This window comes from Erwinia oleae (genome assembly GCF_000770305.1).
Classification (GTDB): domain Bacteria; phylum Pseudomonadota; class Gammaproteobacteria; order Enterobacterales; family Enterobacteriaceae; genus Erwinia; species Erwinia oleae.
This window is the reverse complement of sequence record NZ_JNVB01000005.1, coordinates 71,021-97,834: the sequence shown is the minus strand read 5'-3', so window position 1 is coordinate 97,834 and position 26,814 is coordinate 71,021. Positions and strand designations below refer to the sequence as shown.

The following is a 26,814-nucleotide window of genomic DNA, read 5'->3' as shown; positions in this document are numbered from 1 at the left end:
TGAAAGCGCCCGTCGGCAGTCGGGAGAAAGGTAACGAATGCCCGTCCACCTGACGGCGGGCGGGCGTGTTTTAGCGACGCTTAAGCAGCATATAGACGCTGATCGCAAAGAAAGCAGCGCTCGGCAACAGCGCGCCCAGCACTGGCGGAATGTTATAAACCAGACTCAGCGGGCCAAATATCTGATCGAGCACGTAGAACAAAAAGCCGAAGCTGATGCCGGTTATCACGCGCATCCCCATCGACACGCTGCGCAGCGGACCAAAAATAAACGACAGCGCCATCAGCATCATCACTGCCACCGACAGCGGCTGGAAAATCTTGCTCCACATATTGAGCTGATAGCGCCCGGCAACCTGCCCGCTCTGCTTCAGATACTTCGAATAGTTGTAAAGCCCGCGAATCGACAATGCGTCCGGATCAAGCGCCACCACACCGAGCTTGTCCGGCGTCAGCGAGGTTTTCCACTGCCCGCTCAGCGTCTGGCTGCCGGTTACCTGTTTGGGGTCGGTCAGCCGCGACTCATCCACCTGCGACAGATCCCAGGCTTTTGCCTCCACGTTATATTTTGCTGATGCCGCGTAGCGAACCGATTGCAGCCGCCGCGCGTTGTCGAAACTGTAGATGCTGACGCCGCCAAGCTCGCTGTTGTCCTTCAGGCGTTCGATAAAAATAAAGTTGTCGCCATCCTTCGCCCACAGACCGCTCTGGGTGGAGAGCAACGAACCGCCAATCAGCTGCTGAGCGCGATAGTTGCGCGCCATCTGCTCGCCCTGCGGCGCAACAAATTCCCCGATCGCCATGGTCAGCAGCACCAGCGGAATGGCGGTTTTCATTACCGACGCGGCAATCTGCATGCGGGTAAAACCTGATGCCTGCATGACCACCAGTTCACTGCGCTGCGCCAGCGTACCCAGCCCGAGCAGCGCGCCTAACAGCGCCGCCATCGGGAAGAAAATTTCAATATCCTTTGGCACGCTGAGCAGCGTATACAGCCCCGCGCCGAGAGCGGTATATTCGCCCTGGCCGGTTTTACGCAGCTGATCAACAAACTTAATGATGCCCGAAAGCGACACCAGCATGAAAAGCGTAGCGATAATGGTATTAAGAATCGTTTTGCCGATATATCTGTCGAGTACGCCAAACATCAGACCGAGCCTCCCTTACTGAAGCGCGCACGCACGCGGCGCATGGGCACCGTGTCCCACAGGTTAAGCAGCACCGCCAGCGCCAGATATGACAGGTTCACCACCCACATCCAGACAGCCGGATCGAGGCGCCCTTTCGCGCCGCTGGAGCGCAGCGAGCTTTGCAGCAGGAAGAAAATAAGATAGAGCAGCATGGCGGGCAGCATCGACAACACGCGACCCTGACGCGGGTTAACCACACTGAGCGGCACCACCATCAGCGCCATTACCAGCACCGAGAACACCAGCGTCAACCGCCAGTGCAGCTCGCTGGCAAACTCCGGCTTCGGCGAGTGCAGCAGCGTGTTGAAGTCCATCTGTTCGGCGTCGTTCGGATCCAGCAGCACTTCCTGATGACCGACAATGGCCTGGTAATTTTTAAAATCGGTAATGCGGAAGTCGCGCAGCATTGCCGTGCCTTCAAAGCGCGTGCCGCTGTCCAGCGTGACGACCTGCGAACCGTCCGGGCGCTGCTCCATGTGGCCTTTATCAGCGACCACCACCGACGGCCGCGCGTTGCCTTTTGGCCGAAGCTGCGCAAGGAAGACGTTGCCGAAATTGTTGCCTTTGACGTTCTCAATAAACAGCACCGACTGGCCGTCCGCCGCCTGCTGGAACTGACCGGCAGCCAGCGCGGCCGCGCCAGGGTTGGCCTTAGCGTTTTTGGTGACCTCGTTCTGATAACGCGCCGACCACGGCCCAAGCCACGCCACGTTTGCTGCCGCCACCACGGCGGTAAACAGCATCAGCACCATCGCCGCCTTCACTAATACCGCTTTGCTCAACCCGCAGGCGTGCATCACGGTGATCTCGCTTTCGGCATAGAGCCGCCCAAGCGTCATCAAAATGGATAAAAACAGGCTTAGCGGCAGGATAAGCTGCGCCATTTCGGAAATACCGAGGCCAAGTAACGTCAGAACTAAATTTGTTGGAACTTCGCCGTCCGCCGCTGCCCCTAAGATCCTGACCAGCTTCTGACAAAAGAAGATTAATAGCAGGATAAACAGGATGGCCAGCTGGCTTTTGAGCGTTTCTTTAACCAGATATCTAATGATAATCACGCTGAGTACGCCTGTGAAAACTTGTCTTTTTGCAGGAAAATCGATAGTTTCATCGCTTATACGCCATTTTTTCTCATCAATGGCTGCGGTCATAGCTAAAATAGTATGACAACAATCGCGTTCTGGTGATGCAAAAAAAAATTATTATCACCGAAACAAAATCTGTCGCCCGTTACCCTAACGGTGCGGTACTGCGGGTACGAAAGTTCACTATTCTAGCCGTAGCCAGCGCCGTTGTCTTTAAGATTCAGGAGAGTACATGGAGTTCAGTGTAAAAAGCGGTAGCCCGGAAAAGCAGCGTAGCGCCTGCATTGTGGTTGGCGTATTCGAGCCGCGCAGGCTTTCACCGATTGCTGAACAGCTTGATAAGATCAGCGATGGTTATATCAGCGCCCTGCTGCGCCGGGGTGAACTGGAAGGCAAAGTCGGCCAGACGCTGCTGCTTCATCATGTGCCCAATATCCTTTCCGAGCGCATTTTACTGATCGGCTGCGGCAAAGAACGCGAGCTGGATGAACGTCAGTACAAGCAGGTTATCCAGAAAACCATCAACACGCTGAATGATACCGGTTCGATGGAGGCGGTTTGCTTCCTTACCGAGCTGCATGTTAAAAGCCGCAACACCTACTGGAAGGTGCGTCAGGCGGTGGAAACCTCAAAAGAGACGCTCTACTGCTTCGACCAGCTCAAAAGCAATAAGGTTGAACCGCGTCGTCCGCTGCGTAAAATGGTTTTTAACGTACCAACCCGCCGCGAGCTGACCAGCGGCGAGCGTGCGATCCAGCACGGGCTGGCCGTGGCCGCCGGTGTGAAAGCGGCGAAAGATCTGGGCAACATGCCGCCCAATATCTGTAACGCCGCCTATCTGGCGTCCCAGGCGCGCCAGCTGGCGGACGCCTGGAGCAACAATATCACCACGCGCGTCATTGGTGAGCAGCAGATGAAAGAGCTGGGCATGAACGCCTACCTGGCCGTTGGCCAGGGGTCGCAAAATGAGTCGCTGATGTCGGTTATCGACTATAAAGGCAGCCCGGACAAAGACAGCAAACCTATCGTGCTGGTAGGCAAAGGCGTGACCTTTGACTCCGGCGGTATCTCGCTCAAGCCCGGCGAGGCGATGGACGAGATGAAGTATGACATGTGCGGCGCGGCGGCAGTTTACGGCGTAATGCGCATGGTGGCCGAACTTAATCTTCCGCTCAACGTGGTGGGCGTGCTGGCGGGCTGTGAAAACATGCCTGACGGCCGCGCCTATCGTCCGGGCGACGTGTTAACCACTATGTCCGGCCAGACCGTGGAAGTGCTGAATACCGACGCGGAAGGTCGGCTGGTGCTGTGTGACGCGCTGACCTACGTCGAGCGTTTCGATCCTGAAGTGGTGATCGACGTTGCCACGCTGACCGGCGCCTGCGTGATCGCGCTTGGCCACCATATCAGCGGGCTGCTGTCGAACCACAATCCGCTGGCGCACGAGCTGATCGGCGCGTCCGAACAGGCTGGCGATCGCGCCTGGCGTCTGCCGATGTCCGATGAGTATCAGGAACAGCTTGAATCCAACTTTGCCGATATGGCGAACATTGGCGGCCGTCCCGGCGGCGCCATCACCGCCGCCTGCTTCCTGGCGCGCTTTACCCGCCGCTACAACTGGGCGCATCTGGACATCGCCGGCACCGCATGGCGCTCCGGCAAGGCCAAAGGCGCCACCGGTCGCCCGGTCGCCTTGCTGTCGCAGTTCCTGTTGAATCGCGCCGGACTGAACGGCGACGATTAACGCCATGAAAAATGTGACGTTCTGGCTACTGGAAAACGCTACGCCGGTTGACGGACTCAGCGCCCTTGAGGCGCTGGTCTGCGATCTGGCAGAAGCCCGCTGGCGCGGTGGCGCGCGCGTGCTGGTCGCCTGCGAGGACGAAGCGCAGGCCATCCGGCTGGACGAGGCGCTGTGGCAGCGTCCGGCCAGCGCCTTCGTTCCCCATAATCTGGCGGGCGAAGGGCCGCACTACGGCGCGCCGGTTGAGCTGGCCTGGCCGCAGCGGCGCGGCAATGCCCCGCGCGATCTGCTGATCAGCCTGCTGCCGCAGTTTGTAGATTTTGCTACTGCTTTCCATGAAGTGATAGACTTCGTGCCTTATGAAGAATCTTTGAAAGAGCTGGCGCGCGAACGCTACAAAGCGTATCGCAGCGTCGGATTCCACTTGAATACGGCAACGCCGCCCGTGGTGCCGCCAACGATATAGCAGAAATGGAAAAGACATATAACCCGCAAGAGATTGAGCAGCCGCTTTACGAGCACTGGGAAAAACAGGGCTACTTCAAACCTAATGGCGACACCAGCCAGGAAAGCTTCTGCATAATGATCCCGCCGCCAAACGTCACCGGCAGCTTGCATATGGGTCACGCTTTTCAGCAAACCATCATGGATACGCTGATCCGCTACCAGCGCATGCAGGGGAAAAACACCCTGTGGCAGGCCGGTACCGATCACGCCGGTATCGCGACGCAAATGGTGGTGGAACGTAAAATCGCTGCCGAAGAGGGCAAAACACGCCAGGACTACGGCCGCGCCGCCTTTATCGATAAAATCTGGCAGTGGAAAGCGGAATCCGGCGGGACTATCACCCGCCAGATGCGCCGCCTGGGCAACTCTGTGGACTGGGAGCGCGAGCGCTTCACCATGGATGAAGGCCTCTCCAACGCGGTGAAAGAAGTCTTCGTTCGCCTCTATAAAGAGAACCTGATTTACCGCGGCAAGCGCCTGGTAAACTGGGATCCGAAACTGCGCACGGCAATTTCGGATCTGGAAGTGGAAAACCGCGAGTCAAAAGGCTCCATGTGGCATATTCGCTATCCACTGGCCGACGGCGCGAAAACCGCCGACGGTAAAGATTATCTGGTGGTTGCCACCACCCGTCCGGAAACGCTGCTGGGTGATACCGGCGTGGCGGTAAACCCTGAAGATCCGCGTTATAAGGATCTGATCGGCAAATTTGTGATGCTGCCGCTGGTGAACCGCCGAATTCCGATTGTTGGCGACGAACACGCCGACATGGAAAAAGGCACCGGCTGCGTAAAAATCACGCCGGCGCACGATTTCAATGACTATGAAGTGGGCCGCCGTCATAAACTGCCGATGATCAACATCCTGACCTTCGACGGCGACATCCGCGAGTTCGCGCAGGTTTTTGACACCAACGGCGAAGAGTCCGACGTATACGACGCTGCCGTGCCCGCCGAATTCCAAAAACTGGAACGCTTCGCGGCACGCAAAGCGATCGTGGCGGCGGTTGATGCGCTTGGCCTGCTGGAAGAGATCAAACCGCACGATCTGACCGTGCCTTACGGCGATCGCGGCGGCGTGGTTATCGAGCCGATGCTGACCGATCAGTGGTACGTGCGTACTGCGCCGCTGGCGAAAGTGGCGGTGGAAGCGGTTGAAAATGGCGAGATTCAGTTTGTGCCGAAGCAGTACGAGAACATGTACTTCTCATGGATGCGCGACATTCAGGACTGGTGTATCTCCCGCCAGCTCTGGTGGGGCCACCGCATTCCGGCCTGGTACGACGCAGCGGGCAACGTCTATGTTGGCCGTACCGAAGAAGAAGCGCGTGCTGAAAACAACCTGGCCGCCGACGTGGCGCTGAACCAGGACGAAGACGTGCTGGATACGTGGTTCTCCTCCGGACTGTGGACGTTCTCGACGCTGGGCTGGCCGGAAAATACCGAGGCGCTGCGCACTTTCCACCCCTCCAGCGTGCTGGTCAGCGGCTTCGACATTATTTTCTTCTGGATCGCCCGCATGATCATGCTGACCATGCATTTCATTAAAGATGAAAACGGCAAGCCGCAGGTGCCGTTTAAAACCGTCTATATGACCGGCCTGATCCGTGATGACGAAGGGCAGAAGATGTCCAAGTCAAAAGGCAACGTGATCGATCCGCTGGATATGGTCGACGGTATTTCGCTGGAAAACCTGCTGGAAAAACGCACCGGCAATATGATGCAGCCGCAGCTGGCGGAAAAAATTCGTAAGCGCACGGAGAAGCAGTTCCCGAACGGCATCGAGCCACACGGCACCGACGCGCTGCGTTTCACGCTGGCGGCGCTGGCTTCCACCGGCCGCGACATCAACTGGGATATGAAGCGCCTTGAAGGCTACCGCAACTTCTGTAACAAGCTGTGGAACGCCAGCCGTTTTGTGCTGATGAACACGGAAGGTCAGGACTGCGGACAGAACGGCGGCGAGCGCGTGCTGTCGCTGGCGGATCGCTGGATTCTGGCTGAGTTCAACAACACGGTGAAGGCCTATCGCGACGCACTGGACAATTATCGTTTCGATATTGCTGCCAATATTCTGTATGAGTTCACCTGGAATCAGTTCTGCGACTGGTATCTGGAGCTGACCAAACCCGTTATGAACGGCGGCTCGGAAGCCGAACTGCGCGGCACGCGGCACACGCTGGTCGACGTGCTGGAAGCGCTGCTGCGCCTGGCGCATCCGATTATTCCGTTCATTACTGAAACCATCTGGCAACGGGTGAAAGTGCTGAAAAATATCAGCGACGACACCATTATGTTGCAGCCGATGCCTGCTTTTGACGCCAGCAAGGTCGACGAAGCGGCGCTCAGCGATACCGAATGGCTGAAGCAGGCGATTGTGGCGGTGCGTAATATTCGCGCCGAAATGAACATCGCCCCTTCGCGTCCGCTGGACGTGCTGCTGCGCGGTGCCAGTAAAGAAGCCGCGCGTCGCGTCAGCGATAACCACAGCTTCCTGAAGAGCCTGGCGCGCCTGGCGAGCATCAACCTGCTGCCCGCCGGTGACAAAGGGCCGGTTTCGGTGACCAAGATCGTCGACGGCGCCGAGCTGCTGATCCCGATGGCGGATCTGGTGGATAAATCAGCCGAACTGGAGCGCCTGGCGAAAGAAGTGGCGAAGCTGGACGTAGAGATCGGCAAGATCGAAGGCAAGCTGTCGAACGAAGGGTTTGTCTCACGCGCGCCGGAAGCGGTTGTGGCGAAGGAGCGTGAGCGTATGGCTGAATTCGAACAGGCCAAAATCAAGCTGATTGAACAGCAGGCGGTGATCGCCGCGCTGTAAACCGGGTCGGGCCGCCGGTCGGCCCTTTCTGGTTTAACGAAGTGGCCGGGCTTGCCCGGCCTTTTTCCGACCTGATCCAGAACGAGTGTGCATTATGACAACTCAACTCAATTTGCACGTACGCCCAATTACCGCGGCAGACAATCCGCATATCGCCCGGGTGATCCGCATCGTCTCCGCCGAATTCGGCCTGACGGCGGATAAAGGCTACACCGTTTCCGATCCCAATCTTGACCACCTTTTTGAACTCTACAGCCAGCCCGACAGCTCCTACTGGGTGATTGAATGGGAAGGCAAAATCGTGGGCGGCGGCGGCGTCGCGCCGTTATCGTGCAGCGAAGCGGACATCTGCGAACTGCAAAAAATGTATTTTTTACCCGCCGTGCGCGGCATGGGCCTGGCGCGCGAGCTGGCGATGCAGGCAATGGATTTCGCGCGCGAGCACGGCTTTAAACGCTGCTATCTGGAAACCACCGCGACCTTAACCCGCGCAATCCGCCTGTATGAGCATTTAGGCTTTGAGCATATCGACGGCCCGCTGGGCTGCACCGGCCATGTGGACTGCGAAGTAACGATGTTGAAGAGGCTGTAGGCAATGTTAAACTATGCAAATAATTTAATTAAAAGATTCCTGAATTAAATGCGAGCATATTATATCGAGCGTTGTAATTAAAAATATAATAGTGCCCTTAATGCAGGCAATTTCAATTGAATTACTAAGCGGATCACAACATAATAAAGCCAATATAGTTCAGACAAAGAAATTATCTTAAAATGACTCTCTTAATGATTGACTAAGTTTGCTGTATAATACCAATGGACTGTGTCAGCCCTTCAATATCTGTAATCGGCGCAGCGTTTGCCACAGCATCATGGAAAGGATTCCACCATGCGGAGCTACAAAGAAATAGCCAGACGTATAAGCAAAATTATAGTTTCACCTGAATCAGCCATTGGTCTGATGCATGGCATTATATCAGTTCCCACTGATATCGGTTATCTTGCATATGGTTTTATTGATACGGACTCTTATCGGGATCGTAAAAGAGAGAAGACCAGGATGATCGAAGCTATTCGCTTTGGTATATTCGACAACCATCACTTCACCAAAACTATCCAAATTGTTCTGGAAAATTTTAACCGACATGTCCCTGAAAAAAAACAAGATGCGATTTACAGCAAAACTGTAGCTTCTATAGCAGGCCGTACGTTAACAAACTCAATTATCGCCGGTAAGCTGGTCACCGCAATTGTACAGCGCAGCTCAGCACTTGTTTCAATAAGAGGAGGTGTTATTGGAAATTCACTTCTTGCCGGAGGTATGGCCGAGCGAAGTATTTATACCTCCGAGCGTCTTAGTCAAAATAATCCAACGATCTATAATCTACTGAGATATCATAACTATGATCTGCTATATTTTCTTGTGGAGCCAGCCTTAAATCCTTTTTGTTGACGCGTTAAATGTCAGACGAAAATATGGTCAACATGCATTCGAAAAAATTATTGACATGGTAGAGAAAGAGCTTCATGCGAAACGATAACAGGATAAGCCTGATTAAGCGGATCTTATATATACTGACAGAAAGCAGCGCGTCGATTTTGGGTGGCCTGCTTTTTTTCGTCTGTTGCTATTGGTTTTTTCATTATGAAACGTGGTGCAAACGCTTCACAGCTATTTTGTTATCAATAATAGTCGTTTGGATAATAGCAAAGCTAATACCTGAAAGACCTCATCAGTAAATTAGTTAGCACCTTCTTCTACAGAAAATTATTCGCCAATAATGCCTGGTTTAATCGATCATTCTCACGCAGGCACGCCGCTGTGAAATCTGAGTTCACTGTCCGGCATTTGTATCAGTTCGGCTTCCGTCTCTCCAATCTTCCTCACCCGCACGCTGATATCGGTGGCTGAGATCTCTGTCGCTAACGCCAGATAATCCTGATAATGCCGCGCTTCGGAGCGCAGCAGCGACAGATAAAACGCCGCCAGTTCCTCATCCAGGTAGGGCGCAAGGCTGGCGAAACGCTCGCAGGACCGCGCTTCAATATAGGCGCCACAAATCAGTTTATCCACCAGCGTCTGGGGTTCATGGGTGGTCACCTCGCGCAGTAATCCGCGCGCGTAACGGCTGGCGGTGATCTTCACATAGGGAATGCGGCGCGCCTGCATAATCTCCAGCACCTGATAAAAGTGATGCAGCTCTTCCTTAATCAGCAGCACCATTTTATCTACCAGCGAATCGCCCCACGGCACCTCAATGCGGCTGATCACCGATTTCGACAGCGCCTTGTGCTGCTCCAGAAAAGCGAGGTCGGCGTTTTCGCTGTGAACAAACTGCTCCCACGGCTTCAGCCACGCCAGCAGCGCGTCGCTGCTCGCTTTGTCGGCAACATATTTGCGGATCAGCCACATGGCGGTTTGTGCCGCCTTGAGTTCGCAAACCAGATGATCGGTCAACAGCAGCGGCAGATTGTCAGGCCTGCGGGCTTCATCGATCCAGGCCTGAGGCGTCCGGCAGTGCAAAAACTGATGAATCGGGGCGAGAAGTGGCGCGGTATTCATGGGGCAGAGCGGTCCGTTAATAACATTCAGGGCCGGAACGCACCGGCCCGCAACAGGAAAGGATCAGTGGCGAACGCCGTTGTCTTCGTCATCGATAGCGTCGTCGTCATCGTCTTCGGCGTCAGGATCCTCGAAGTAGGTTCCCCAGCCGTCGTAGTCAACGTTAAAGCGCGCGGAGAGTTCGACCAGTTGTTCAACCTGCGCATCAATCAGTTCGGCGTTCAGCGCGCCTTCGCTGAGGATGTCACAGCACATAACCGTAGTGCCGTCCTCCAGCTCCAGCTCTTCCGGCTCCGTCACTTCGTAGCCGAGCTTAAACGCCTCAACCGCCGCTTTTTCCAGCGCGTCGAAGTTTGGGCAGGAGAAATGGTGCTCAATGGTATAGAGCGCGTCCGGGTCGCTGCCGTCTTCCAACAGCTCTTCGATAATCAGTCGCGTTTCTTCGCGCTGCTCTTCCAGCAATGCTTCATTTGCCATGATCCGTTCCTCAGTGTGTGGCATCTCTTACAAGTATTTTCCCACAGTGCCCTTCGCGCCACTACATTTATCCAAAAGTTTCTCTACGTCATGCTTGAAAATGAATATTCATACAGTTAAATTGAATTTTAATTCAATACCCACACACGGAGCGCGTTATGAGTCATCTTTATCAGCGTCACTTTCTCAGGCTGTTGGATTTTACCCCTGCCGAAATCACCGCACTGCTGGCGCTTGCCGCCACGCTTAAAACAAACAAGAAAAATGGTGAAGAAATTCAGCATCTGAAAGGCAAGAATATTGCGCTCATCTTCGAAAAAGACTCGACCCGCACGCGATGCTCTTTCGAAGTTGCCGCATACGATCAGGGCGCCAACGTTACGTATCTGGGGCCAAGCGGTAGCCAGATCGGCCATAAGGAGTCGATGAAGGATACCGCGCGCGTGCTTGGCCGCATGTATGACGGCATTCAGTATCGCGGTCACGGCCAGGCGCTGGTTGAGTCGCTGGCTGAGCATGCGGGCGTGCCGGTCTGGAACGGTTTGACGAATGAGTTTCACCCGACACAACTGCTGGCCGACCTGTTAACCATGCAGGAACATCTGCCGGAAAAAGCCTTCAGCGAAATGGCGTTCACCTACGTGGGCGATGCACATAATAATATGGGCAACAGCATGATGGAGGCCGCCGCGCTGGTCGGTCTCGATCTGCGCCTGGTCGCGCCGAAGCGCTGCTGGCCTGACGCAGCGCTGGTGGCAGAGTGCCGTAAAGCCGCAGAGAAAACCGGCGGCAGGATCACGCTGACGGAAGATATTCACGAAGGCGTCGCCGGCGCGGACTTTATCTATACCGACGTCTGGGTGTCGATGGGCGAACCGAAGGAAGTGTGGCAGGAGCGCATCGCCCTGCTGCGGCCTTATCAGGTCAATAAGGCGATGCTGGCGCTGACCGGCAATCCCCAGGTGAAATTTCTGCACTGCCTGCCCGCCTTTCACGACGACCAGACCACGCTGGGCCAGCAGATGGCCGAACAGTACGATCTGCACGGCGGCATGGAAGTGACCGACGAGGTGTTTGAGTCGGCTCACAGCGTGGTGTTCGATCAGGCGGAAAACCGGCTGCATACCATCAAAGCCGTGATGGTCGCCACGCTGGCTGACCTGCGCTAGCCGGGGCGACGCAATCGTTTACCCGGCCAGCCGTTTTTGCTTGCGGGCAGGTGACGATGGCGTATAATGCCCCCCGTTTGCCGGGAGGATGCATGAAACTTAACGCCGTTAACATTGCTGCACTGACGCGCCTGAATCAGGGGCAGCGCCGTTTTCCTTCTCTGGCATCACCGATCGTTAAAAAAAAGCCCCTCATTGAGGGGCTTTTTTTGTCCGCATTTTCAGCCGGCAAGGGGTGTGACGATGGCTAACCCGCTCTATCAAAAACATATCATTTCTATCAACGACCTTAACCGTGAAGAGCTGGAGCTGGTGCTGCGCACCGCCGCCAGCCTGAAGGCGGATCCGCAACCGGAATTGCTGAAGCACCGCGTGGTCGCCAGCTGCTTCTTTGAGGCGTCAACCCGCACCCGCCTGTCGTTCGAAACGGCGATCCATCGCCTTGGCGCGTCGGTGGTCGGTTTTGCCGACGGCAGCAATACCTCGCTGGGCAAAAAAGGTGAAACGCTGGCCGATACAATATCCGTTATTGGCACCTACGTGGACGCCATCGTGATGCGCCATCCGCAGGAAGGGGCGGCGCGCCTGGCTACGGAGTTCTCCGGCGGCATTCCGATCCTTAACGCAGGCGACGGCGCCAATCAGCATCCGACCCAAACGCTGTTGGATCTCTTCACGATCCAGGAGACGCAGAGCCGCCTGAGCCAGCTCAACGTGGCGATGGTCGGCGATCTGAAATATGGCCGCACCGTGCATTCGCTGACCCAGGCGCTGGCGAAATTCGATGGCAATCGCTTCTTTTTTATCGCCCCGGACGCGCTGGCGATGCCTGCTTACATTACCGATATGCTGGATGAAAAAGGCATTGTCTGGAGCCGTCACGACAGCATTGAAGAGGTGGTGCCGCAGGTGGATATTCTTTATATGACCCGCGTGCAGAAAGAGCGACTGGACCCGTCCGAATACGCCAACGTCAAGGCGCAGTTCGTGCTTCGGGCCGCCGATCTGGCCGGCGCGCGTGACGGTATGAAGGTGCTGCACCCGCTGCCGCGCATTGATGAAATCACCCCCGACGTTGATAAAACGCCTTACGCCTGGTATTTCCAGCAGGCCGGTAACGGTATCTATGCACGCCAGGCGCTGCTGGCGCTGGTGCTGAACGGTGAGGAGGAGTAACGATGACGCAGGATAATAAACTTCAGGTCGAAGCGATCAACCGCGGTACGGTGATCGATCATATACCGGCGCAGGTCGGCTTTAAGCTGCTTTCGCTGTTTCGCCTGACCGAGACCGATCAACGCATCACCATCGGACTGAATCTGCCTTCGCGTGAGCTGGGCCGCAAAGATCTGATAAAGATCGAGAACACCTTTCTGACCGACGATCAGATTAATCAACTGGCGGTGTATGCGCCGCACGCCACGGTGAACCGCATTGATAACTACGAGGTGGTGGGCAAAATTTCACCCACGCTGCCGGAGCGCATCGATCACGTGCTGACCTGCCCGAACGGCAACTGTATCAGCCACAATGAGCCGGTCAGCACCAGTTTCACGGTGAAAAAACGTAATGATGACGTGCAGTTAACCTGCCGCTACTGTGAAAAAGCTTTTGCCCATCACGTGGTGCTGGCAAACTGGTAAGCATCGGTCAGCGACGTATCACGCGACTAAACCGTACGGAAGAGATGTTCCAATTTTTAAGGAGTACTTATGTCACGCGAAATCAGTACAGAAAAAGCACCCGCCGCCATTGGCCCTTACGTGCAGGGCGTCGATCTGGGCAGCATGATCATCACCTCGGGCCAGATCCCGGTCGATCCGAAAACCGGCACGGTTGCCGACGATGTCACGGCACAGGCGCGTCAGTCGCTGGAAAACGTGAAGGCTATTGTTGAAGCAGCGGGACTTAAGGTGGGCGATATCGTCAAGACCACCGTATTCGTGAAGGATTTGAACGATTTTGCCACCGTCAATGCGGCCTATGAGGCCTTCTTTACTGAACATCAGGCAAGCTTCCCGGCGCGCTCATGCGTGGAAGTTGCCCGGCTGCCAAAAGACGTGAAAATCGAGATCGAAGCCATCGCGGTTCGTCGCTAAGCGAGTTGCCTCTCAAAACGTGAGAGGCATCCTGCCCTATTTTCCCGCCCTGAGCAGTTTCTCAACCGGAGAAACCAGCGCGAGGATCGTTTCATCCTGCGCCTGCGCGGCTTTATCAAGCTGCGCCTGCATCGTGGCCACCTCTCCGGCGCCAAACAGGCGATCGTTTTCCATCGCCTCGAGCAGCGACAGCCCGATTGCGCTGACCGCGTCCACCTGCTGCGCTACCGGCACCAGCGGCTTCAGCTGATAGTTTTGCGCCAGCAGCGGCATCACCGCCGGCACATTCTGCTGCCAGTACTGAAGCTGTTGGCGCACCGCCTGCAACGCCGCGCGATCGCCACGGTTTTTGATCAGCGCGTCCACCTGACGATTCAGTTCACGCACCTTATTGCTTTCGGCGGGCAGCACGTCCGCCAGGCGGTTCAGCGGTTCACTGAGATCGTAATGACCCGCCTGAAACTTCAGGTGCTGGCGCGTGTAGTACTGCGCCGGTTCCAGCGCCTCGGCAAAAATTTGCAGGGGAATGGTGTCGCTGCCGTTCGCCAGGCGGATCATCTGCCGCTGTGCCTGAGCGTACTGCTGAAGCCCGACGGAAACGGCGGACCAGGCGTCCACCGCCGCCAGCCGCTGATACATATTCTCTTCGTTGTTGACATCTTTTGCCGACCACAGCCGCTCGGCCACCACAAAGGCGCGCGGCCAGAGGCGCGTGTCGATCACCTGCGGATTGATAATCTCGGCCCACAGCGCAACCTCGCCGCCCAGCAGATTATTCTTTGCCTGCTGTTCATCAGGCACGCCCGGCTGGATGCCCGTCGGCACCGCCGCCAGCTTCTGGCCGTCGGTGGGATAGCGAACGTTCCCCACCAGCATATAGCCGCTGAGCGTCTCTTTTGACAGCGTCAGCACCGGCTTCAGTTCGCCCATCCACGTATCCACGCGAAAGCTCACCTGCTCCGGCGTCCGCCAGTCAATGTCGCGCACCATGCGCCGCGATTTACCGGCAAAATCGATAAAGCCGCGCCAGCCGCCCTCCTGCCTGATCAACGTAAAGCTGCCCTTTACGGCGCTGCCCTTCAGGCGCGGCAGGGTAAATGCCCAGCTCTGCGCCGTTTCGCCCGCCTTAATGCGATCCTGGCCGTTTAATCCGGCAGGCTGAACTTCATTGCGATAGTGATAAGACGCTGGCTGCGCCTGATCGAGATAAAAACCGGCGGAGAGAATGCCGCGATAGTTATTTTTACTCACCTCGCCCAGCGCGTCCTGCCCCTGCCACGACTGGATAAGAATACTGTGCGGCAGATCCGGGTGGGCTATCTCATCCCAGCCCACCATCCGGCGCTGGTGTTTTTCGAGGATCTTCTCCACCCGCTGGTTAAACCAGGCCTGTAGCGCGTGCTCGTCCTTCAGCGTGTTATCACGCATAAACTGCTGAATCTTTTGCGACGCTTTCCACTGCGACGCGTCCACCTCGTCACCACCAATGTGCAGCCAGGGATCGGGGAAGATCTCCGTTACTTCACCGATCAGCGTGTCGATAAATTCATAAACTTTTTCATTACTGGGATCGAGCAGCGGTTTAAACACGCCCCAGCCGCGTTCGATCTGATACGGGCCCGGCGCCGCGATCAGTTCGGGCATCGCCACGGCCAGCGCCGTGGCATGGCCAGGCAGGTCGATCTCCGGTACCACGCGCACGCCGCGATCCGTCGCATACTGCACAATCGCCTTCATCTCGTCCTGCGTATAAAAGAGGCCGTCGCTGCCTTTCTCCTGAAGCTGCGGGAAATGCCGCGAGGCGAATCGCCAGCCCTGATCGTCGGTCAGATGCCAGTGGAAAACGTTCATACGCGCCGCCGCAATGCCATCGATCTGACGACGCAGGGTGTCCAGTGGCATAAAATGGCGGGCCGAATCGATCAGGATGCCGCGCCAGGGGAAACGCGGGCTGTCGTGGATGTCAACAAACGGGATGGCGCTGTTGTCCGCTCTGTTTTCCACCAGCTGGAGCAGCGTCTCCATGCCGCGCAACGCGCCAAAGCGGGTCGCGGCGTCCAGCTTCACGCCATTCGCATCAACCTTCAGGCTGTAGCTTTCGTCGCTGTCAGGCAGGGGTTGCGCATCGACGCGCGTTTTCACCGTAATGGCGATGGTCGGTTTATCAGGCGTCCCGTTCTGCGGCATCATCTGCCAACCGGTCTGAAGACCAATGCGCTCTCGCCAGCGCGTTACCGCTCCGGCCAGGTCATCGCCCTCAACGCGAATAGTCAGGCGATTATCCAGCGCAAAGCGTCCGCCGCCCGCAGGCTGTTCCACCTGCTGCGGCCAGGGCATCAGCGGCAGGTTTCCGGCGGGAGCGGCAAAGGCGGACAGAGAGGCAAAAAGCGAGGTAGCAAGCAGCGTAAAGCGAAGTGATCCAGACACGTTAACTCTCCTGTAGCATAACAATCCAGTGCGGGCTGTTATCCATAAAACATAATTCGCGTGACACATCAAGTTACAACTCGCCTGCTTTTCCCGCGTTTTCTGCAATTTGTGACGCGCCTGCCGCCGGAAAAATCTCAGTTTGTCGGAAGGACGAAAGGAAACGAGCGCTGATGCGCTGCGATTCACCCGACAGTGACGCGTTTTATTGACAATTTTTTTCTGTTTCCCCCTCTCTGCGTGGTTCCACCTTGCGAGTTAATGGCTAACCTTATAGAAGAATAAAAATCATCTTATAAAGCGTGGGTGGATGTTTTCACCCTATAACGGGATTGAGCAATGAATAAAATTCCACCGTGGTGGCAGAACGGCGTGATCTATCAAATTTATCCCAAAAGCTTCCAGGACACGACGGGCAGCGGAACCGGCGACATCGCCGGGGTGATTGAACATCTCGACTATCTTAAAACGCTCGGCGTGGATGCCATCTGGCTGACGCCGTTCTATCTTTCGCCGCAGGTAGACAACGGCTACGACGTCGCAAACTATACCGCTATCGATCCCGCCTACGGCACGCTGGCCGACTTCGATAACCTGGTGACAGAGACGCACCGCCGCGGTATGCGCCTGATTTTAGATATGGTTTTTAACCATAGCTCCACGCAGCATCACTGGTTTCACGAAGCGCTGAACAAAGAAAGCCCCTACCGTTCTTACTATATCTGGCGCGACGGCACGCCCACCGAGCCGCCAAATAACTGGATGTCAAAGTTCGGCGGCAGCGCCTGGCGCTGGCACCCGGAGAGCGGTCAGTACTATATGCATCTCTGGGCGCCCGAGCAGGCCGAACTTAACTGGGAAAATGAAAACCTGCGCGCCGAACTGAAGCAGATCGTCAACTTCTGGGCCGATCGCGGCATCGACGGGCTGCGGCTTGATGTGGTGAATCTGGTGTCCAAGCATCAGGACTTTCCTGACGATCCCAATGGCGACGGGCTGCGTCTTTATACCGACGGGCCGCGCATCCACGAGTTTATGCAGGAGATGAGCAATGACGTCTTCCGTCCACGTGAACTGATGACCGTCGGCGAAATGTCTTCGGCTACGCTTGCGCACTGCCAGCGTTACGGATCGCTGGGCGGCGAAGAGCTGTCAATGGTATTTAGTTTCGATCACGTTGAGGTGGATTTTTATAACGGGCAGAAATGGACGTTAACGCCGCTCGATCTGGTCGCGCAAAAGGCCATTTTCACCCACTGGCAGCACGGCATGCATGGCAAAGCGTGGAATGCGCTGTTCTGGTGTAACCACGACCAGCCGCGCGTGGTGTCGCGCTGGGGCGATGAAGGACAGTATCGGGTGCAGTCGGCGAAGATGCTGGCGCTGGTGCTGCATGGCATGCAGGGCACGCCCTATATCTTTCAGGGTGAAGAGCTGGGCATGACCAACCCGCACTACAGCCGCATTATCGATTATCGCGACATTGAAAGCCACAACATGTATGCCGATCTGCGCTCCCAGGGACGCGACAGCGATAATTTGCTGGCAATCCTCGCCAGCAAATCACGCGACAACGGACGCGCGCCCATCCCCTGGCACGCGGGCGAGAACGGCGGTTTCACCAGCGGCACGCCGTGGATCGGCATGTGTGACAACACGGAAACGATCAACGCTGAGGCGGCACTCGCCGACGAAAATTCGGTGTTCTACACCTATCAAAAGCTGATTCAGCTACGTAAACGCTATCCCATTCTGACATGGGGCGAATACCTCGATTTGCTGCCGGAGCATCCGCATTTATGGTGTTACGGCCGCCGTTATGAGAACGAGACGCTGGTGGTGGCTGCAAACTTCAGCGGCGACACCCAGGTGTGGCACCCGCCGGCCTACCGCGGGCGCTGGGAGGTGCTGATCAGCAACTATCCTGACACACACGTCACGCCAGGCGAGATCATGCTGCGTCCCTGGGAGGCCGTGTGGTGGTATCAAAAAAAAGGATGAGTCGCTAGAGCGGTTCAAACAGCGCGGCCAGCTCATCTGCGGTGAAGCTGGCCGGTTCGCTGAGGGCATCTTCGAGAATACCGCCTGCAAGATCGGCCTTCTGCTGCTGAAGTGCGACGATCTTCTCTTCAATACTGCCTGCCGCAATCAGCTTATACACAAATACGCGCTTCTCCTGGCCGAGACGATACGCACGATCCGTAGCCTGGTTTTCGACTGCCGGGTTCCACCACGGATCGTAATGGATCACCGTATCCGCCGCAGTGAGGTTCAGGCCGACGCCGCCTGCCTTCAGGCTGATCAGAAACACCGGCACTTCACCGTCCTGGAAGCGTCGAACCGGTTCAATGCGATCGCGCGTGCTGCCGGTCAGCGTCACGAACGGGATATGCGCTTTTTGCAGTTCTGCGGCGATCAGCGACAGCATGGTGGTAAACTGCGAGAAGATCAAAATGCGGCGATCCTCCGCCAGCAGATCGACCAGCATCTCACGCAGTAGCGCAAGCTTGGCGCTGCCCACGTCGCTCTCTTTTTGCATCAGGCGCGGATCGCAACAGATCTGCCGCAGCTTGAGTAGCGCATCCAGCACCAGCAGATGGCTTCGTCCTGCGCCCTGCTGCTCAACCGCGCGGCGAACGCGAGCCTGCATTGCACTGCGCACCGACTCGTAGAGATCGCACTGCGCGCCCTCCAGCGCCACCTGACGAACAATGGTGGTTTTCGGCGGCAGCTCTTTTGCCACCTCCTGCTTGCGACGGCGCAGCATAAAGGGGCGTATTCTTCTGGCGAGCAGTTCCTGGCGCACGCGGTCACCGTTACGCTCAATCGGCACGCGCCACTCCTGGGTAAACTGTTTTTCGCTGCCAAGGAAGCCCGGCAGCAGAAAATCAAACTGCGACCAGAGCTCGCCGAGGTGATTTTCCAGCGGCGTGCCGGTAAGGCAAAGGCGATGCCGCGCCTTCAGCGTGCGGATCACCCCAGAGGCGCGCGATGCGCTGTTTTTTACGTACTGCGCTTCATCAAGGATCAGAAAATGGTAGCTGGTGCCGATCAGCTGCGGCTGGTCGCGCCACAGCAGCGAATAGGTGGTCAGCACCACGTCGTACTCGCTGATAAGATGCCACGACTCTTTTCGCTGCGCGCCGGTCAGCGCCAGCACGCGCAGATCGGGCGCAAAGCGGCTGGCTTCCTGCGTCCAGTTGTAGACCAGCGTGGTCGGCACCACGATCAGCGCAGGACGATCCAGCCGCCCGCTCTCTTTTTCCAGCAGCAGGTGCGCCAGCGTCTGCACGGTTTTACCCAGTCCCATATCGTCCGCCAGCACGCCCGAGAGCTCGTTAGCGCGCAGAAACTGCATCCAGTTCACACCCTGCTGTTGATAGTCACGCAGCCGCGCCCGCAGCCCGGACGGCGGCGCCACCGCCACAATCCCTTCACCCGCGCGCAGGCGTCCGGCGAGCTGGCCGTCTTCACCGGAAAATTGCCAGCGATCGCCCAGCGCCGTCAACCTGCCCGCTTCATACAAGGGCAGCCGCAGCGGCGTGGTGGCGCCCTGCGCAAAAAAGTCGATCAGGCTGCCAATCACCGGCTTGAGCGTGGCGGCGCTGACGTGCAGCCGTTCGTTCTCCTCGCCGCGCAGCTCTATGCGCTCATCGTCAGGGATGCTGGCAAGATTGCCGGAAAACCAGCGGCGATCGCGCTGGAACAGCGGGCTGAGCAGCGGCTGAAGATTTTGCTGACGCGCGCCGACCTGAACCGCGACCTCCAGCGTCAGCCAGCCGTCGTCGCCCTGCGCGACGTGGCCGTGAACGGCGTCGATTTCGGTGACGTTCCAGGTGAAGTCGTCATCAATCTCAATGCGCCAGCCCTGCGCGCGCAGCGCGGGCAGCTTCTCCTGCATAAATTGACGCCAGAGCAGCGGCGACTCAGGCGCGAAGATCAGCGGCGGCAGCGGCGCCGAGGCGGGCGTATAGATATGCGTGGCCGGGATAGTGGCGAGGCCCGCCGCATTAAGCGTTTCCAGCCAGCGCTGCTCCAGCGCTGGCTGGCGATGAAGAAGAAACAGCCTGCCGAGTTGATCGGCAAACCTTTCGCCATCGCTGCCTGCCGCCACCGCCACGCCCGCGTAATCGAAACAGAGCGCAGCAAAATCCAGCCGCTTCTGGCGATGACCGTAGCGGCCAAAGCCGCTGATAAATTTGGCGCGGGAAGTCAGACGCAGCCGGGGAACCGGCATCGCCGTCAGCGCATCGACAACGGGCTGTTCGGCCATCGTCCGGGGCTGGCGCAGATCAGCCAGCATCACGGCGGCCACGTGTCGACAGTTGTTTTTTACCGGGCAGGTGCACTCGCCGCTGGCGTGCAGCTTCCCCTGCGGGCGACTGAAATGCACCATCACCTGGAAAGGTTCGATTTTACTGCCGGGCACTTCAGCGGTGAGCAGATTGTTTTGCCACGCCAGTTTCTGAACTTTTTCAACCAGGTCTTTCGCTCTGGCGACGGTGCGCGCACCGATCCATCGATTAACCTGTTTTTCATTGTACGTTACAGAAGGCATCAGACGGTATCCTGAAGGGCATGCTTGCAAAGCGTAACAGGCAATAATATGAATTCCGACCCGGCTATTGCAACCATCAGGGGGCAATTGGCCGATAAAAAGCGCGTTGCGTCGATCGGTAACAGCGTTTACGGCTGACGGAAGGTCAAAGCAGAGGATGACGACCACGTCGGCCACTGCGTTTCAGAGTGCGGGCCGGAGCCTCTTCCCGTGCCTTCAGATTATCCCATGTGCCTCACTCTTTAGCTGACTGATTTTACTACGCCCATTTTTAATCTTTGCGTCAGGTCAATAAATCTGTAGTTAAAAAAGGCGAAAACACCACATATAGCGCTTACTATACCAATATAAATCAATATATAGATTTCAGGTAAGGGAGCATGAGATGGTTTGTATGGTGATAAAGCGGGATGGTTGCCGTGTGGCTTTCGATAAAACACGCATTCACGACGCGATTCTCGGCGCGGCGCGGGCGGCCGATATTACAGACAGCGATTATTGCGCTACCCTCACCGAACAGATTTGCCAGCGGCTACAGGATTGTGAACAGGTCGACATCAGCGATGTGCAGAAAACGGTCGAAAATCAGTTGATGGCCGGCCGCTACCCCGAGCTTGCCCGCACCTACATTGAATATCGCCATGACCGGGACATCGCCCGCGAGCTGCGCGGTAAACTGAACAAGGCCATTCGCGGTCTGGTTGAACAGAGCAACCCCGCCCTGCTGAACGAAAACGCCAACAAAGACAGCAAGGTGATCCCTACCCAGCGCGATCTGCTGGCGGGCATCGTCGCAAAACACTACGCCACGCAGCATATTTTACCGCGCGACGTGGTGACCGCTCACGAGCGCGGCGAAATCCACTACCACGATCTCGACTACTCGCCGTTCTTCCCGATGTTCAACTGCATGTTGATCGATCTGAAAGGCATGCTGACCCACGGTTTTAAAATGGGCAATGCGGAGATTGAACCGCCTAAATCGATCTCTACCGCCACCGCCGTGACCGCGCAGATTATTGCCCAGGTCGCCAGCCATATTTACGGCGGCACCACCATTAACCGCATTGACGAGGTTCTGGCACCGTTCGTTGAGGCCAGCCTGGTGAAGCATCGCGCCATCGCGCAGGAGTGGCAGATCCCCGACGCGGAAACGTATGCGCGCACCCGCACGGAAAAAGAGTGCTATGACGCTTTCCAGTCGCTGGAATACGAGGTCAACACGCTGCATACCGCCAACGGACAGACGCCTTTCGTCACCTTTGGCTTTGGCCTGGGCACCAGCTGGTCGGCGCGTCTGGTCCAGCAGTCGATCCTGCGTAACCGCATTGCAGGCCTCGGCAAAAACCACAAAACGGCGGTGTTTCCGAAACTGGTTTTTGCCATTAAAGCAGGGCTGAACCGCGCGCCTGGCGAGGTGAATTACGACATCAAACAGCTTGCGCTGGAGTGCGCCAGCAAGCGCATGTACCCGGATATTCTCAACTACGAGCAGGTGGTGAAAGTGACCGGCTCGTTTAAAACCCCGATGGGCTGCCGTAGTTTCCTCAGCGCCTGGGAGAAAAACGGCAAGCTGGTGCACGAAGGCCGCAATAATATCGGCGTTATCAGCCTTAACCTGCCGCGTATCGCGCTGGAAGCCAAAGGCGACGAAGCCACCTTCTGGACGCTGCTTGACGAAAGGCTGCTGCTGGCGAAAAAAGCGCTGATGACGCGTATCGCCCGGCTGGAAAGCGTGAAAGCGCGCGTCGCACCGATTCTCTATATGGAAGGTGCCTGCGGCGTGCGGCTGAAAGCGGATGATAACGTTGCGGCGATCTTTAAAAACGGCAGAGCCTCGATTTCGCTGGGTTACATTGGCATACATGAAACGATTAATGCGCTGAGCGGTGGCGACACGCACGTCTATGACGATGCGCAACTGCGCGAAAAAGCCGTGGCTATCGTGCGTCGTCTGAGCGAGGCGGTAGAGGCGTGGAAAAACGAAACCGGCTACGGCTTCAGCCTTTACAGCACGCCAAGCGAAAACCTCTGTGACCGCTTCTGTCGTCTGGATGCGGCAGAGTTCGGGGTGGTCAAAGGCGTGACCGATAAAGGCTACTACACCAACTCGTTTCATCTCGACGTGGAAAAAAAGGTAAATCCCTACGACAAAATCGATTTTGAAGCCGACTATCCGCCGCTGGCAAACGGCGGGTTCATCTGTTACGGCGAATACCCCAATCTTCAACACAATCTGAAAGCGCTGGAAGACGTGTGGGACTACAGCTACAGTCGCGTGCCCTATTACGGCACCAACACGCCGATTGATGAGTGCTACGAATGCGGCTTTACCGGTGAGTTCGCCTGCACCAGCAAAGGCTTCACCTGCCCGAAATGCGGTAATCACGACGCCGCGCGCGTCTCTGTGACGCGTCGCGTTTGCGGCTATCTCGGCAGCCCGGACGCACGTCCTTTTAACGCCGGTAAGCAGGAAGAGGTGAAACGCCGCGTCAAGCATCTGAACAGCGGGCAACTGGAGTGAATATTCATCAATACTATCCGGTCGATGTGATTAACGGGCCGGGAACCCGCTGCACGCTGTTTGTGGCGGGTTGCGAGCATGCCTGCGTGGGGTGCTACAACAAGCGCACCTGGCGGGTGAATTCCGGCGTTCCTTTCACGGTTCAGATGGAAGAGCAGCTGATTGCCGATCTTAACGATACGCGCATTCCTCGCCAGGGGCTGTCGCTCTCCGGCGGCGATCCGCTGCATCCGGCCAACGTGGCCGACGTGCTGAGGCTGGTAAAGCGCGTCCGTCGCGAGTGCGAAGGGAAGAATATCTGGCTGTGGACCGGCTACCGGCTGGATGAGCTCAGCGATGCGCAGCGCCAGGTCGCGGCGCAGATCAACGTGCTGATTGACGGTAAGTTTGTCGAAGCGTTGAAAGATCCCGCCCTGCGGTGGCGCGGCAGCAGTAATCAGGTTATTCACTATTTACGTTAAATAAATCCGTTTACATTACTACCGCCTGCCCTCTCTCTAAAATTATGTGGTCATTAGCTACCCAGCTATGAAACGGGGTTATTTCTTCCGGTCATCACCTCCGGCTGATGGCGGAAGATGATGTATCACCTCAACCCCGGAAACCATGTTGATATCAGGGTAATGCTCACGCATTCCGGCGAGTAAAACCGCATCCGGCCACTCTTCCGCTTTCCCCAGATAATCCGCAACCGCTGACAAGGGCATCCTGCTGACGCCGGTCACCAGCACTTCAACCCTGTCTGTCACATCTTCTGTATTGATATAAAGCATCGGCCCCGGCGTAATTACCCGTTCACACCAGCGTATGGTGTGCGTTTTACTGCCTGCACGCACCTCGGGAATAAGGCGGGGAACAATTTTCAGGCTCTGCACTCTGTCCTCCACATTCAGACAACGGTTCTCACTGTGCCCGTTCACGATATTATCCAGCGCGAGTTCTGTATCACCTTCCGATATCCTTCGTGGTCTCCAAAAAGACGGAGAAGGCAGGATCGGGTGTGGATAGTACAGCGTTAACGCCATCTGCCAGGAAACTCTTTCCGGTGTGACACACTATTACTGAACTCTTATGCTCATGATATTACACGGCAGGTAATAATTACCAAAGCCTGTTAAATAAATAAGTAATTAACAGATGAAACACATAACTTAATATATCTCTTCCAGAGTTAATTGGATCACAATTTTGAATTCACGCATAGATTAATACTGGATTACTCCTTCCCCGCCCTGTAGGCTTCCCTGGTCGAACATATCGACATGACTTCATTAAATAACTTCATTTCTTCAACTAAATAAGGAGAAAGGTTCAATCTCGTTCAAAAGCGTCAATATTTATCATACTGATATCAATCAGAAACTATCAGATAACATTTTCTCCATTGAAAATGTCGACGTTATTATTTAAAACACCAATCAGGGAAAGTTATAATGATCGGGAAAATCTGCTCTTTACCTCTCTTATTTATTGCCGGAACCGCTGGCGCATCGGAAATAAACGCGTTTTTTACAGACAGTGAATATGATATTACGCTGCGCAACGTATGGATGCTGAATACGTCAGATTCACTTTCTGAGCACGACGTCGGGACACAAAATGCCTGGGCGCAGGGTCTGCACCTCAACTACCGCAGCGGCTGGCTCGCCGACACGCTGGGCGTTGATGCGTCCTGGTATAACGTTACCAAACTCTACGCTAACAGAAGCTTCGCCGGCAGGGATTTGGTGCGCGATAACAACGGCCACGCAGAAGGCCTGAGTAAGGTCGGCCAGCTGTACGGCAAAGCGCGATGGGGTGATAACGATCGCTACGCCAGGCTCTATGCCGGCTGGAAGCAGCTCAGTAAGGTTGGCATGATCAACATTACCCGTGGCCGCGCCATACCTGATACCTGGGAGGGCATCAGCGCCGAAACCGGCTGGGATACGTTCGCGCTCAACGGCGCATGGGTAACGCGCTTCTCCGAGCGCGATGAACCGGAAAAGAAACGCTTTTTCACGCTGCAATCGAACAAGCCCATTGACTATATCGCCACCGGCGACGTGAGCTGGAACCCGTCTACAGGTAATTATATCCGCTACGCCTTCGGGCAAAGCCAAAACTATCTGCGCCGCCAGGGTATTGAAGCCGCTGCGCGCCTGCCGCTTAATGCCGACTCGCATCTTATATTACGCGGCGCGGGATACCTCAATCAGGGCCTGGACAACTGGGAAGGCACGCGTGGATTTACCGATACCGCCCGGCATCTTTTTCTGTTGACCGGTTATCAGCATAAAAACGTCGAGTCCGGCGTGGGCTGGTCAACAACGAAGGCGCCGCTTAAAAACGGGCTGGGCCATTTTTACTGGCATTTAGGTAAAAATACCCGCGGCTTTATTAACAGCGCTGCCGACGGCGAAGGCAATGATTATGTTAACGACGGTGAACAGATGGTCTACGCCTGGGCACAGCATCAGCTCACGCCCGCGTTTAAATATGGCATTTTTGGCAACTACGGTTGGGATGCGAAATATCAGGGCGTGGCGCTGAAAGAGTGGGAGTTTGGCGGCTTCTTCTCCTGGTCGCCGGAAGCCATTGATAACCTCAATCTGTTTGCCGGCTTCGGCCCCAGCTACAGCTGGAAGATGCTGAACGGCAAGCCGTGGCTGACGGAAGATAAGCGTACTTTCCATCGCGCCAAAGGCGTAGGCGGCACGGTGGCCATTGAATATCGGTTTGGAAACAGCAATCAGGGAGCAATATGATGAAAAAATATCTCACTACCACGCTGGCAGCGCTTTGCCTTCTCTCCTCCGGCGCGCAGGCGGCGGAGCGCGCAATGCGCATTCTTATCGTTAATGATGACGGCTGTCAGTCCGTCGGCACCACCTCACTACAGGAGAAGCTGGCGGCCAAAGGGTTTGACGTCTGGATGGTGGCGCCGTCCACCAACCAGAGCGGCATCGGCTCAGCCATCACCTTTAAGCCCAACAAAATATTTAACGTTGAAAAAGTGGCCGACAAGCGATTCTGCTTTCCGGGCACGCCAGCGGACGCGGTTGATTTCGGCCTGCTGGGCGTGCTGAAGGACAACCCGCCTGACCTGGTGCTCTCCGGCGTCAACGATGGCCCGAATACCGGCGTTGCGCAGCTCAATTCAGGCACCATAGGCGCTGCCGCCAGAGCGGTGCGTTACGGTTATCCGGCCATTGCTGCCAGCATTGGTTATATCATCAGCGAGGAGGAAATGAAGGCGGGCTGGCCGAGTACGCATAAATACTGGCCGGATGCGGTGGACTATGTGGTTTCGCTGGTTGAAACCCTCAACGGCAAATGGCAGCCGGGGCAGAGCGTGCTGCCAGGCGGTTCGGGTTTAAGCATTAACTATCCGGCCTTAGCAAAGGCAGACATTAAGGGATTGAAATATATCGATAATGAGCAGTTTCCTGAACCGCAGCACTATTATAAGCTGCTGAAGGATGGACGCGCTCAGCAGATCATGAGCGAGAAAATCCTCACGCCGAGCGAGGCGGATACCGATACCGGCTGGCTCAATAAGGGTTACATCACCTGGACGATTTTTGATGGTGAATGGAATGCGCCTCAGTTTGAGGCGCAATACCGGACGCTGTTTAAATAATCGACTGGCCCGCCGCCCAGAACGGCGGCG

The 26,814-nt window shown here is 56.2% G+C and carries 20 protein-coding genes and 1 pseudogene; 14 read left to right on the top strand and 7 right to left on the bottom strand.

What is annotated here, in order from left to right; translation table 11 throughout:
* Nucleotides 1-70 precede the first annotated feature (70 nt).
* Both lptG and lptF read right to left on the bottom strand, forming a co-directional pair.
* Nucleotides 71-1,147, bottom strand: coding sequence for an LPS export ABC transporter permease LptG (gene lptG / locus GS12_RS03100; protein ID WP_034917160.1), 1,077 nt, complete (start codon nucleotides 1,145-1,147; stop codon nucleotides 71-73).
* On the bottom strand, nucleotides 1,147-2,247 hold the full coding sequence (lptF, locus tag GS12_RS03095) for an LPS export ABC transporter permease LptF (protein WP_034919440.1): 1,101 nt from the start codon (nucleotides 2,245-2,247) through the stop codon (nucleotides 1,147-1,149). The genes lptG and lptF overlap by 1 nt, the downstream gene beginning before the upstream one ends.
* Before the next feature lie 259 nt (nucleotides 2,248-2,506).
* Between lptF and pepA the strand changes: the two genes are divergently transcribed.
* The 5 genes and pseudogenes from pepA to GS12_RS03070 all read left to right on the top strand — a co-directional run bounded on the left by pepA (nucleotide 2,507) and on the right by GS12_RS03070 (nucleotide 8,886).
* Nucleotides 2,507-4,018 carry a leucyl aminopeptidase gene (pepA, locus tag GS12_RS03090; RefSeq protein ID WP_034943761.1) on the top strand — a complete coding sequence of 504 codons (1,512 nt, stop codon included), beginning with the start codon at nucleotides 2,507-2,509 and terminating at the stop codon, nucleotides 4,016-4,018.
* Nucleotides 4,019-4,022: 4 nt separating this feature from the next.
* On the top strand, nucleotides 4,023-4,484 hold the full coding sequence (locus GS12_RS03085) for a DNA polymerase III subunit chi (protein ID WP_034943758.1): 462 nt from the start codon (nucleotides 4,023-4,025) through the stop codon (nucleotides 4,482-4,484).
* A 5-nt stretch (nucleotides 4,485-4,489) separates the two neighbouring features.
* Nucleotides 4,490-7,345: a valine--tRNA ligase gene (locus GS12_RS03080; protein WP_034943755.1), complete on the top strand. Its 2,856-nt coding sequence runs from the start codon at nucleotides 4,490-4,492 to the stop codon at nucleotides 7,343-7,345.
* 94 nt (nucleotides 7,346-7,439) lie between these two features.
* Complete coding sequence (locus tag GS12_RS03075) at nucleotides 7,440-7,937, top strand: GNAT family N-acetyltransferase (protein WP_034943752.1); 498 nt, start codon at nucleotides 7,440-7,442, stop codon at nucleotides 7,935-7,937.
* Nucleotides 7,938-8,234: 297 nt separating this feature from the next.
* Nucleotides 8,235-8,886: pseudogene (locus tag GS12_RS03070) on the top strand (hypothetical protein).
* A gap of 263 nt (nucleotides 8,887-9,149) precedes the next feature.
* Here GS12_RS03070 and miaE read toward each other — a convergent pair.
* Together miaE and rraB are read right to left on the bottom strand one after the other, a co-directional pair.
* Nucleotides 9,150-9,908: a tRNA isopentenyl-2-thiomethyl-A-37 hydroxylase MiaE gene (gene miaE / locus GS12_RS03065; protein WP_034917173.1), complete on the bottom strand. Its 759-nt coding sequence runs from the start codon at nucleotides 9,906-9,908 to the stop codon at nucleotides 9,150-9,152.
* Between the two features lie 63 nt (nucleotides 9,909-9,971).
* Nucleotides 9,972-10,385, bottom strand: coding sequence for a ribonuclease E inhibitor RraB (gene rraB, locus GS12_RS03060; protein WP_034917175.1), 414 nt, complete (start codon nucleotides 10,383-10,385; stop codon nucleotides 9,972-9,974).
* A gap of 158 nt (nucleotides 10,386-10,543) precedes the next feature.
* Here rraB and argF point away from each other — a divergent pair, with 158 nt between their 5' ends.
* From argF to ridA, 4 genes are all read left to right on the top strand, one after another.
* A complete protein-coding gene (gene argF, locus GS12_RS03055) occupies nucleotides 10,544-11,554 on the top strand; it encodes an ornithine carbamoyltransferase (protein ID WP_034943750.1) in 1,011 nt (336 codons plus the stop codon).
* Nucleotides 11,555-11,797: 243 nt separating this feature from the next.
* Nucleotides 11,798-12,730, top strand: a complete 933-nt coding sequence (gene pyrB, locus GS12_RS03050; RefSeq protein ID WP_034943748.1) for an aspartate carbamoyltransferase — start codon at nucleotides 11,798-11,800, stop codon at nucleotides 12,728-12,730.
* Nucleotides 12,731-12,732: 2 nt separating this feature from the next.
* Nucleotides 12,733-13,197: an aspartate carbamoyltransferase regulatory subunit gene (gene pyrI, locus GS12_RS03045; protein WP_034917181.1), complete on the top strand. Its 465-nt coding sequence runs from the start codon at nucleotides 12,733-12,735 to the stop codon at nucleotides 13,195-13,197.
* Nucleotides 13,198-13,266: 69 nt separating this feature from the next.
* Complete coding sequence (gene ridA, locus GS12_RS03040) at nucleotides 13,267-13,653, top strand: 2-iminobutanoate/2-iminopropanoate deaminase (RefSeq protein WP_034917182.1); 387 nt, start codon at nucleotides 13,267-13,269, stop codon at nucleotides 13,651-13,653.
* A 36-nt stretch (nucleotides 13,654-13,689) separates the two neighbouring features.
* On the opposite strand, the gene GS12_RS03035 is transcribed toward ridA, so the two are convergent.
* Nucleotides 13,690-16,080: a beta-N-acetylhexosaminidase gene (locus GS12_RS03035; protein WP_235421046.1), complete on the bottom strand. Its 2,391-nt coding sequence runs from the start codon at nucleotides 16,078-16,080 to the stop codon at nucleotides 13,690-13,692.
* A gap of 339 nt (nucleotides 16,081-16,419) precedes the next feature.
* On the opposite strand from GS12_RS03035, the gene GS12_RS03030 reads away from it, so the two are divergent.
* Nucleotides 16,420-18,081: an alpha,alpha-phosphotrehalase gene (locus GS12_RS03030; protein WP_034943745.1), complete on the top strand. Its 1,662-nt coding sequence runs from the start codon at nucleotides 16,420-16,422 to the stop codon at nucleotides 18,079-18,081.
* A 4-nt stretch (nucleotides 18,082-18,085) separates the two neighbouring features.
* Here the strand turns inward: GS12_RS03030 and GS12_RS03025 are convergent, their stop codons facing one another.
* The gene (locus GS12_RS03025; protein WP_034943742.1) at nucleotides 18,086-20,638 is read right to left on the bottom strand and encodes a DEAD/DEAH box helicase; all 2,553 of its coding nucleotides are present in this window, start codon (nucleotides 20,636-20,638) and stop codon (nucleotides 18,086-18,088) included.
* A 385-nt stretch (nucleotides 20,639-21,023) separates the two neighbouring features.
* Here GS12_RS03025 and nrdD point away from each other — a divergent pair, with 385 nt between their 5' ends.
* Nucleotides 21,024-23,162: an anaerobic ribonucleoside-triphosphate reductase gene (gene nrdD, locus GS12_RS03020; protein WP_034943740.1), complete on the top strand. Its 2,139-nt coding sequence runs from the start codon at nucleotides 21,024-21,026 to the stop codon at nucleotides 23,160-23,162.
* Nucleotides 23,159-23,623, top strand: a complete 465-nt coding sequence (gene nrdG, locus GS12_RS03015; protein WP_034943738.1) for an anaerobic ribonucleoside-triphosphate reductase-activating protein — start codon at nucleotides 23,159-23,161, stop codon at nucleotides 23,621-23,623. Before nrdD ends, nrdG begins: the two co-directional genes overlap by 4 nt.
* A 78-nt stretch (nucleotides 23,624-23,701) precedes the next feature.
* Here the strand turns inward: nrdG and GS12_RS03010 are convergent, their stop codons facing one another.
* Nucleotides 23,702-24,037: an ASCH domain-containing protein gene (locus GS12_RS03010; protein ID WP_034943735.1), complete on the bottom strand. Its 336-nt coding sequence runs from the start codon at nucleotides 24,035-24,037 to the stop codon at nucleotides 23,702-23,704.
* Nucleotides 24,038-24,595: 558 nt separating this feature from the next.
* Between GS12_RS03010 and GS12_RS03005 the strand changes: the two genes are divergently transcribed.
* On the top strand, nucleotides 24,596-25,909 hold the full coding sequence (locus GS12_RS03005) for an OprD family outer membrane porin (RefSeq protein WP_034943733.1): 1,314 nt from the start codon (nucleotides 24,596-24,598) through the stop codon (nucleotides 25,907-25,909).
* Nucleotides 25,906-26,784, top strand: coding sequence for a 5'/3'-nucleotidase SurE (gene surE, locus GS12_RS03000; RefSeq protein ID WP_034943731.1), 879 nt, complete (start codon nucleotides 25,906-25,908; stop codon nucleotides 26,782-26,784). Before GS12_RS03005 ends, surE begins: the two co-directional genes overlap by 4 nt.
* Nucleotides 26,785-26,814: the final 30 nt, after the last annotated feature.